5 protein-coding genes are annotated in these 11,085 nt (G+C 37.2%); 1 reads left to right on the forward strand and 4 read right to left on the reverse strand.

Going from position 1 to position 11,085, the window contains the following annotated elements:
• The first annotated feature begins 72 nt into the window (after positions 1–72).
• On the forward strand, positions 73–1,530 hold the full coding sequence (locus P164_RS16010) for an MFS transporter (RefSeq protein ID WP_028377335.1): 1,458 nt from the start codon (positions 73–75) through the stop codon (positions 1,528–1,530).
• Between the two features lie 98 nt (positions 1,531–1,628).
• On the opposite strand, the gene P164_RS16015 is transcribed toward P164_RS16010, so the two are convergent.
• The 4 genes from P164_RS16015 to P164_RS16030 all read right to left on the reverse strand — a co-directional run bounded on the left by P164_RS16015 (position 1,629) and on the right by P164_RS16030 (position 11,085).
• Positions 1,629–4,931: a VCBS repeat-containing protein gene (locus P164_RS16015; RefSeq protein WP_028377336.1), complete on the reverse strand. Its 3,303-nt coding sequence runs from the start codon at positions 4,929–4,931 to the stop codon at positions 1,629–1,631.
• 110 nt (positions 4,932–5,041) lie between these two features.
• On the reverse strand, positions 5,042–6,571 hold the full coding sequence (locus P164_RS16020; RefSeq protein WP_028377337.1) for a RagB/SusD family nutrient uptake outer membrane protein: 1,530 nt from the start codon (positions 6,569–6,571) through the stop codon (positions 5,042–5,044).
• A 13-nt stretch (positions 6,572–6,584) separates the two neighbouring features.
• Positions 6,585–9,659, reverse strand: a complete 3,075-nt coding sequence (locus P164_RS16025) for a SusC/RagA family TonB-linked outer membrane protein (protein WP_035899936.1) — start codon at positions 9,657–9,659, stop codon at positions 6,585–6,587.
• A gap of 487 nt (positions 9,660–10,146) precedes the next feature.
• Positions 10,147–11,085 (reverse strand): type IX secretion system membrane protein PorP/SprF, encoded by a 939-nt coding sequence (locus P164_RS16030; protein WP_028377339.1) that lies wholly within the window; start codon positions 11,083–11,085, stop codon positions 10,147–10,149.

Below are 11,085 nucleotides of genomic sequence, written 5' to 3' on the forward strand. Positions count from 1 at the left end.
TACAAAATGTGATGATTCAAAATCATGTAAACAAGCTCCTCTTAAACTAATAAATACCCTACCACATATTTCATGAGCACCCATTCACAAAAATTATCGATCAAAGAAAAAATAGGCTACAGCCTGGGCGATCTTTCAGCAAATTTGGTTTTTCAAACCTTAATGACCTACCTGGCCTATTTTTATACAGATATCTACGGTTTAAAAGCAAATGATGCTTCAGCAATTATTCTTACTGTAGGACTGGTGGCTGCATTTGGTTTCAACCCAGTAATAGGGGCTTTGGCAGATCGTACAAAATCGAAGTATGGTAAGTTTAGACCGTGGATTATCTGGACGGCAGTACCTTTAGGTATTGTAGCGCTTTTAGCCTTTACAACTCCAGATTTTGAGTATAAAGGTAAAGTGATTTATGCGGTCGTAACTTACACATTATTATTACTCTTATATGCTTCTAATAACCTTCCTTATTCCGCACTTAGTGGGGTGATTACGGGAGATATGGGAGAACGCAACAGTTTATCTGCCTATCGTTTTGTGGCAGTTATGTTTGCTCAGTTTTTTGTTCAGGTATTTATGCTGCCTATCATTGAATCTGCAGGAGATGGCGATAAAGCCGTAGGCATTGAGATTGTAATGACATGGCTTGCTATAATAGGTACCATAATGCTCATCATTACTTTTTTAACCACAAAAGAGCGTATTATACCATCTGTAGATCAAAAGTCAAGTATTAAGGAAGACCTGGGTGATTTATTCAAAAATCGCCCTTGGGTGATTATGCTGGTGCTTACTACGTTAGTTTTTATAACACTTGCGATGAAAGGGGGTTCGTATGTCTATTACTTTAAAAATTATGTAGACCCAAATGCGCTTACTACGTTTATACAGCCTATACTCGATTTTTTAAATTCTATAGGAATTAATTTTTTTGGGGAAAACCCGGTCTCTGCGGGTTTTGGTCTTTTTAATGCCGGCGGTATTATCTTTATGATTGTGGGAATTACCTTCTCAAAACGCTTTGCAGATAAATACGGAAAACGAGATGTTTTTGGTGTGGCTTTATTTTTATCAACACTTTTTATAATAGCTTTTTACTTTTTTTCAAAAGAGTCTGTAGGCTTAATATTTCTCTCCCAAATCCTACACGGATTCTTTTATGGGTTAACCATACCCTTACTTTGGGCAATGATTGCAGATGTTGCAGATTATTCTGAATGGAAAAATAATCGAAGAGCAACCGCTATTATATTTTCGGCAATGATGGTAGGTTTAAAAGGAGGGTTGAGTATTGGGAGTGCTTTAGTCACTTGGATTTTAGGTTTGTATAACTATATCACTAAAGAAGCTGCGGTAGCAGGAGAAGCGCTTATACAGCCCGAAAGTGCTATACAGGGAACCCGTTTGCTGGTGAGTATTTATCCTGCAATACCTTTTTTAATAGGTATAGGCTTGTTGTTTTTCTACGAGATTAATAAAAAAGCAGAAACTCAAATAGAAACCGACTTGAAACAGCGTAGAATTAAATAGTTTAGAATAAATGCTATTCCCTGAACTTACTAAAAATCACGTGTATAATGTGTTTTTAGTAGCTTCAGGGTTTTTATTGAGTGGCAGTATTGCAAGTTCTACCGGGTTTTAAATAGTTTTAAAGGAGCATTTTGAAGACTCACAATGTATAAATCTTTAGAATCTTCAGTTTTTAGTTTTACGATTTTTCGGGCTTCTTCAGGTACATAAAAACCACTTTCTGTAGCATTTGCAGCTGTAAATGTATTATGTCCTCTATTTATAAGGCATAAACCATTTCCTGCATCGTATTGTCCCGTTAATACTTCAGTATCTATATAATTTCCTACTGCGAGAATATCAGGTTTTTTATCTGCATTTATATCTATAAACTCAAAATCAAAAATAGGTGCCCATTGCGCTTCATCAGGAAGAGCGGTATACTTAAAAGTTCCGTCGCCAAGATTTTCTATATATATAGATTGTAACATGTATGTATTTAAAATTTCTTCAGAAGTAAATTTTACGGTTCCAAAAAGTTGCTGAAAGGTTGAGCTGCCGTACATTTTATAGGAGCCTGTACGTTTACGTATCATAGGTATCTGACTTATAAGCGTGTTTCTGGGCTGCATAATATATTCTTTGTGCTGCACATAGTGCGTCATAATGGGCTCAATGCTTCCATTAGAATCATAATCTTTAGCATAAATACGCAGCGGTTCTTCTACCGAAGCTTTAAATGGGTTATTAAGTCCCCAATTGCCTACAACAAAATCCAGATCTCCGTCCCCATCAAAATCTCTAGATTTTATGCAGTTCCACCAGCCATTTGTATTAGCTAAACCATTTGCTGAGGTGTCTGGTATGAGTTTACCATTTTTAGAGTAATAGACCTGTATAGGCATCCATTCGCCAACGAGAACCAGATCTGCAGTGCCATCTGCGTTGAGATCCTGTACGGAAGCACCCGTCACCATTCCCGGATTGAGAAGTGCAGGCGCTTTTAAAGCAGTAACATCTTTAAAGATGCCATTGTTGTTTTCTAAAAGATACGATCGCGGAGCATATGGGTAGTTATTGGGATTGAGTCTGCCGCCTACAAAGAGGTCGAGATCACCATCTTGATCATAATCAATTTGTACAACCGTATTGGTAGGAAATTCTATCTTAGGTAAGCTATTGGGGGAGTAGGTAAAGTTACCCGTACCATCATTTACAAAAATCCTGTCTTGATAAAGACTGGTGTCAAAATAATTTTCAGAGCTTCCGTAGGCGATATAAAGATCAAGATCTGTGTCACCATCTGCGTCAAAAAACAAGGCTGCAGAAACTTCAGAAATTGAATCTAAAGCGACCAGATTTTCCTTTTTTAGTTTAAAATCACCTGTTTTAGATTGTAAATAGAGGTGGTTTCTTTGATTTTTCGATCCGCCTACAAATACATCTTCAATCCCGTCACCGTTGCTATCTCCTGTGACTATGACAGGGCCCGGTTTGCTGTGTGCTCTAAAGAGTAACGGCCATTTTTTAAAATCGTTAAACGTAGTTTCTTTAGGTCTAAAGTTTAAACCCTTTGCTTCATAAAGCGTTAAATAGGAAGATTTAGGCTTTTGTGTATTTTGATCTGCTAGAAATTTTGTTCCTTTTGTGGGTGTAAGTACCTGGTTTTTTTCAACATTTGATAAGAGAATGGTGGTATTGTCTGGCCACAAAATACGTATAGAATCGGCTTGCTGCGACTTGCCTAAACCAAAATACAGCGAAGGTTCAAAAGAAGATAAATAACCCTGATGCGGATACAATTCTGAAAACTGAACACCGTTATGAGCATACAACCACACCTTTACTCCCAGATCTTGCCCATTTGCCTGAAAGTTTAATTTTAAATAATTATGTGCGGTTGTTTCCTTTTTGAACGTGGTGTTTTCAAATAGAAAAGCAGGCTCATCTATGTTATTTGTAATCATATCCAGATCGCCGTCTAAATCAAAATCTGCATAAACAGCACCGTTAGAGTAGGAGGGTAATGCTAAGCCATAGGCTTTAGTTTGATTTGAAAACCTGTTTAACCCTTCATTTTGAAAATAGAAATTCGATTTTTTTACACCTGGCATTTTTGCCAATTCTGCGCGTAATTTTTCAATGTGCTTATCGCGTGATTCAAAACTACTTGCCGAATTATTAAAATCGACAAAATCCATATCTGTGATGTCTTTTTTGTAGCCGTTTGTGATGTAAATGTCTTTATAGCCATTATTGTCAAAATCTGCTATTAAAGGAGACCAACTCCAGTCTGTTGCTGCTATTCCCGAAAAATAGCCCAAATCACTAAAGTTGTTTCCGGTGTTTATTTGCAACACATTACGCACAAATTGGGGCTGATACCCAGACTTTATGGCAGTATTATAGCGATCATAAGGAATTTCTGAAAACATGGTTTTTTTACGCACGTTATCATCTGGGAGCATATCAAGTACTACCAGATCTAACAGGGCATCGTTATTTAAATCTGCAGCATCTATGCCCATACTATTATGGCTTTGATGCTTAAAATACGTTGCTATCTTATTTGTAAATGTTCCGTCCCCATTATTAACATACAAGATGTCGTTAGACATAAAATCATTTGCCACATATATATCTGGGAAACCATCCTGATTAATATCAAGCACTTTAAGGCCCAGACTCCATCCCTCAATTTGAATACCGGCTTCTGCAGAAACTTCCTTAAAAACCGGAATGCCGTTTTCATTTAACCCCTGATTTTGAAATAAATGATCTGTGCTGTTACCTGTGCCATCTTTGCGCTGTCCAAACGGATTGTTCTTAGGGTAATTTTCATTTGAGTTTGTTGCCAGATATATATCCAGGTCGCCATCTTTGTCATAATCTAACCAGGCTGCCTGTATGGCGTAGCCCGTAGTTGTTAGATTCATTTCTTCCGCAAGGTTTTCAAACTTTACTATTCCGTCTGCATCTGTCTTATTGATGTAGAAGTAATTTTTAGATTCCTTTAAATTAAGATCGTGCGCGGTCGATATGTGTATATCTGGTTTACCGTCATTATTGATATCTACAATTGATACACCTGTACACCATTTATCTGTTGTAAAGCCCGAGGTTTCAGTTATATCTTTAAAACGTAAATTCCCCTGGTTGATGTAAATTTTACTACTCACCATATTACCGGTAAAACAGACATCGGGAAGACCATCACCATTAAAATCTGCTACTCCTACACCGCCGCCATTGTACATATATTGATAATCCATAATATTGAACAATTCATTTTCTACAAGGGTATTTTCAAAATCTAAATGTGATAAATGTGCGGGAATCTTTACAAACATGGTTAATTCTGCAGGTTTATCTGTGCAGGAAAATAATAACATCAACGATAAGAAGTAGGTGATTCTAAGCATAAAGAAATTTACAGATTAAATGACAACTTTCTCAGAAAGTCAAAATGCCGTGATCAGATAAAAGATCACAGCATTTTGAAACAAACTCAAATAAATATTTTAATTCTAATCTAATAACCGGGATTTTGATCAGCTTGTGTCAATGCAGGGTTATTATCAATTTCAGATTGAGGTATAGGTAGTACCAACAGTTTTTGCTCAAAATTAGCCAGAGGTTCAACTGTAAATTTTCCTTCTTTTCTCCATCTTAGAATATCTCTGTTTCTAACTTGTTCAGAACTTAATTCTACTCGTTTTTCGTGCATAATTGCTTTCATAATCTGTTGTTCAGAATTTACAGGATATGCTGCGGTAGGATATCCGGGCATATTTACACTGGCACGACTTCTTATTTGATTCATAAGAGTTATTGCACGGGCGGGATCACCCGCTTCAAGCTCACATTCTGCAAGATTAAGTAGTACTTCTGCATAACGAATTACACGCATATTAATACCACCTGTTTTAAAACCACCCGGATTTTCCTTATACATTAACGAGTATTTTCTCCAGCTTATTTCTGTAGTCTCTCCTTCAAAGGTGGTAGTTTCTCCCTGTGCAGGAGGTACGACTTCTGTTCCATTATTAAACAAATCTCCTGTTTTGTAAAAGCTCATTGCAAACCGCGGATCATTCTTAGCGTCACCTTTAGAGACACGCTCAAAATCGTTTAGTAAGGCATTAGAAGGTATTAGGTTTCTCCATCCTATGTGAGAATATTCCTGAGTTCTTACAGCTTGTTCATTTGTACCATTACCAGTTCCACCCCAGTCAAAACCACCTGCATTAGCATAGCCTATTTCTAAAATAGACTCGTCATTAAATTCATTTTCTTCTTGAAAATTCTCGTCATATTGGTCTATTAACTTATACTCTTTAGAATCAACAATAGCATCAAATGCATCTTTTGCAAGACCATATTGACCGGTGTACATATATACACGGCCCAGCATTGCAAGTGCCGCACCTTTAGAAAAGCGACCTTTTATGGCTGTGTTTGATGCGAGTGGTAAAGCTTCGGCGGCTTCACTAAGATCTGTGATTGCCTGATTAAGCACAGCCTCTTGAGTAGCTTTAGGAAAGCCTTCATTAAAGTCTGTAGCTACTTTTGTAGCAAGCGGTACACCGCCCCAAAGGGAACCTAATTCAAAAAACATCCAACCGCGGGCAAATTTAGCTTCACCTATTAAGGTTTTACGGTCTGCATCAGAGATGTCTGGAGTTTCTGCCCCACGTTCTATTACCGTATTTGCACGTAGAATTGCAGTGTAAGATCCTTTCCAGACGGCGGTTGCAACCGCATTGTCTGCATTATTTGTACCGTTTAAAAGTGCCGCGCGCGGCAATTCTAATTGACCACCACCAGATTTATTATCATCGCCACGTAAATCATGTAAAAACCAGAATTCGCGGGCATACATTTGACTTGATTGAATAGTCGCGTAAATAGCATTTGTACCTGCTAGTAATTCTGCTGTGTTTTGGTAATAAGTGGGTACCGAATAATCATTGGGGTTTTTAAGATTTAAATCTTCTGAATCACAAGCTGTGACTGCCCAAAAACCAACACACAGCGTAACAATTGTCTTAATATTTTTCATAATTTTTTTCTTTTTAAAATCCGAGTTCAAGACCTAATAAAAACGATTGTGGTCTTGGGTATTGACCATAATCTACACCTTGTACGCGTAAATTATTTCCTCTGGCACCTATCTCAGGATCATAACCTGAATATTTTGTAAACGTAGCCAGATTGTTACCTGAAACATAAATAGTTAGTTTACTAACATTGTCATTTAAAGTTCTGCCTAACCATTCTTCAGGAAACTGATATCCTATTTTTAAATTTTGTAATCGTAAGAAAGATGCATCTTCCAGATAGCGATCTGAAGTTCTATTATTCGCATTAGGATCACCACTTATCATACGAGGTATGCTTGTATTTGTATTTTCTGGTGTCCACGCATCTAAAACTGCTACATCGTGACCAAACAGACGTACACCACCTTGTCTTGTAACCTGTAGCGCATTATAAACATCATTACCTTGATTACCGTACCAGTACATACTCATAAAGAAATTTTTATAGTTTGCATCAAAATTTAATCCGTAGCTAAAATCTGGTATAAAACTTCCTATTACTTCTCGATCATCTGGAGTTACCTGGCCGTCACCATTTAAATCTTTAAATTTAATATCTCCGGGAGCGGTCTGAGCAACTTGATAAGCACCATTAGGCGATGCTGCGTTTAACTGATCAATCTCTGCCTGAGTTTGAAAAATACGCTCAACACGATAGCCGTAGAACGATTGTATAGGATCACCCACAGCTGTTCTTGTAATATCTGTATCGCCGAAGTCTGCATTTCTTCCGCCAAAAATAGGGCCCGATCCTAAACCATTTACAGTGTTTCTAAAAATACCAATGTTCGCACTGGCATTCCACTGAAAAGCAGTACCCGGTTTAGAGTAATAAGATCCAGAGAAGTCAAGTCCCCAGTTTTCCATAGCACCTACGTTTGCAAGTGTATTTCCTTGAAAACCTTGTGAGTCTGCCGTAGGAACTATAAGAATAAGATTGTCTGTAGTTCTCTTATAATATTCTGCAGTAAACTGTACTCGATTTTGATATAGACCCAGATCAATACCTATGTTAGTCATTTCAGTAATTTCCCATTCTAAAGCGCTATTAGCTAAACTTTGAAAAAACGCACCTTGTACCACTTGGCCGTTAATAACTGCATAGGTGTCTGTGCTTATACCAGCATTACTTTCATAATTGCCAATACCTTCAAACCCCATTTTACCCCAGCTTGCTCTAAGTTTTAATTCTGTGATGTTATCTACATCTTCCATAAAAGATTCCTGTGCTAAATTCCAGCCTGCAGAGATACCCGGGAAGGTTGCCCATTTGTTATCATCAGAAAATTTAGAAGAACCATCACGTCTTATTGAAGCACTAAATAAATATTTACCGCCAAAATCATAATTTACCCTTCCTAAAAAGGAGAAAATACTGCTTTCGCTTAATGTAGAACTAGTGGTTTGATTTACTGTACCTTGTAATACATTAATGGTGTTGCTATCACGCTCACCATAACCCTCAAGTGTTGTTTGCTGAAAATCTTGTCGTTCTGCAACAGCTAATACGTCTAGATTGTGATCTCCCCAGCTATTTTCGTAATTCAACTGATTAGAAAAGTAATTCCCTGAAAACGTACTGGTAGTTTTTCTTATTTTATTTTCGTTATTGCCCGTAAAACCATCAAAATAAATAGGTTGTATGTCGCTATTTGTAGCGCTTGTCCAGTCTAGACCAAATGTAAAACGGTATTTTAAGTTTTTAACTAAACGTAAATCTGCGTATGCCGTACCTAAAATACGTACGTTAGTATCTTCATTTGTATTAAGAAGACTAGAAATAAGCGGGTTTACTGGGTCTGTGCCATCTGCACCATCAGGAGATCTAAACCCTCCTGCTAAAGTAGGATCACGTAAGGGTATATAAGGTACACCTCGTATTGTATTTTGAATACTGGTACGACCACCAGGTTCGCCCTCATTTTCTCTTCTTCCGTTTGCAAGTGTTAATGATTCTCCAATACTTAACCAGTCTGTAATCTCATGATCAGAATTTATTCTGAAATTATAACGATCAAAACCGGTTCCTACGACAATACCTTCTTGTTTAAAGTAACCAAAAGAACCATAAAAGCGAGATTTATCTGAACCTCCTCTTAGATCAATATGATGTGAAGTAGTCACTGCAGATTGAAAAAGAGCGTCTTGATAATCTGTATCTGTTTGTGCAAACGTTTGAGTTGCGCCTGCATATATAGGTGTGTCTAAATTTGCCCAACGTGCAGGTTCTGCCTGTCCTGCATTGCTTAATAATTCACGGCCAAATTGTAAGTATTGCTCTCTGTTAAGTAAGTTTAATGTATTAGGAACATCAGAAAAACCTGTAAAACCTTTATAAGTAAATTCTACTTTTCCGTTTGCTCGACCTTTTTTAGTAGAAACAAGAACAACCCCATTTGCAGCTCTAGAACCATAAATAGCAGCAGCACTTGCATCTTTTAATACCGAAATAGACTCGATATCATTATTATCAAAATCTCCAAGACCACCTACAGGATATCCGTCAACCACATAAAGTGGAGTAGAGGCAAAGGTAATAGAACCTACACCCCTAATCTGTACAATAGGGTCTGTACCGGGTCCACCTGAATTGGTAACCTGTATACCGGGAACTCTACCTTGTAGAGCCTCTGCAAAGCTTACTACGGGTAATGCGGTAACTTCGTCTGCAGATATTGAGGAGACTGCCCCTGTGACAGATTCTTTACGTTGGGTACCATAACCTACAACAACAACTTCATCTAATTGAGCTGTATCTTCTTTTAATTGAATATTTATAGTACGCTGATTATTTATTGAAATCGTTTGCGTAAAAAAGCCAACAAAACTTATAACCAGTTGTCCGTCTGAAGGAGCATTGGTAATGCTGTAATTTCCGTCAAAGTCTGTTTGTGAACCATTATTTGTTCCTACAACTACAACTGAGGCTCCGGGAAGCGGGGCGCCATTTTCATCAGTGACAACACCCGTGATGGTCGTTGTTTGCGAAAATGCAATTTGCCCGAGCATTGCAATTAGTGCAATTAATGCGAGTTTGAGTTTACTCATAATTAAATCGTTTAATGTTGTTTGTTATTAATACTGGCTTTTTTACAAGCTGCAATAAAACAAATGTATGTGAAGGGTAACATGTGCACTAAAAGAAATGAAGCAAACACTGCGAATCTTGAAGCACGATTAGTTATAATCGTAATAAACACGTGGTTTTCAACGCATATTCTTTAAAACTTATATTAATTTAAAGTTAAATGTAAATGATTTAACCTTATCGATAGAAATACATAATGGAGTTTACTGAAAGTTCAATTTTGAAGTTTTTTTTGTTGAATTGATAATCTTAAAATCAAATTTTTAACTCTTCACCACATATCGATCACTTTCTATTTAGATTGAGAAATGAAAATTTTATTTCAAAATAGAAGAGTTTAAAAATAAAGAAATCCGTATTTGTTTTATCAAATACGGATTTCTCTATGCGGTTTTGGAGCCTAAAAATTAGGCTATACCTAAAGCTATTTTAAATTAGAAATTGCATTTAAAAGAATCGAGGAGTTAGCATACGATTGTATTCTTTAAATAATTCAAAGCGTAAGAATAATTCATAAGTACCATCATTGTAAGTTGCATTTCCTAAATCTGTACTTTCTCGATCGTATGCAAAGCCTATGAGTAAGCCGTCATTAACCTGAAAGCCTACTAAACCACTTAAGGCAGCACTCCACCTGTAGGAAGCGCCTAGTGTTAGTTTGTCATAAAATAAAAAGTTTGCATTCACATCAACTGCTAGCGGTGCTCCCGCTACCAGTTTAACTAATGTAGAGGGTTTAAACTTTACATCTCTGTTTAAATCAAATACATAACCGGCTAAACCGTAATAATGAATACGCTCTTCTGCTAAAAATGTTTCTGCTCCTGCCGTACCGCTTCTATCAAAGTGAGAAGTCTGCAGGAGTTGAGGAGCAGATATTCCTCCATAAAACTTAGAATCGTGGTAAAATATACCTACACCCACATTTGGAGAAAGCTTATTATCAATGTTAACTAAAAAAGGATCTCCCGAATTAAAAGGATTGGTTCTACTAAAGTCAACATCCAGTACATTTAATGATCCTTTAATACCAAAGCTAAACTTCCCTTCTGCACCTGTTTCTATTGTGTAGCTAAAGTCTGCATTAAAATAAGTTTCCCGTGCGGGACCTAAAGCATCATTTACAAGACTAAAACCAAGTCCTACTTTACCTAAACCTATAGGGCTGTGCACCGAAAGATTTTGTGTACGTGGCGCACCATCAAGACCCACCCACTGGCTGCGGTGTAGAAGCAAAATGCTGGTTACACCGCGATTTCCCGCATAAGCAGGGTTAATTACTAATGGGTTGTACATATACTGTGTGTACTGCGGGTCTTGCTGAGAAAACCCGAATGTACAGCAGAGTAGGGCCGTTATGATTAAACATTTATTGAATATACTCAC

Origin of the sequence: Leeuwenhoekiella sp. MAR_2009_132, assembly GCF_000687915.1 — a bacterium.
GTDB lineage: Bacteria > Bacteroidota > Bacteroidia > Flavobacteriales > Flavobacteriaceae > Leeuwenhoekiella.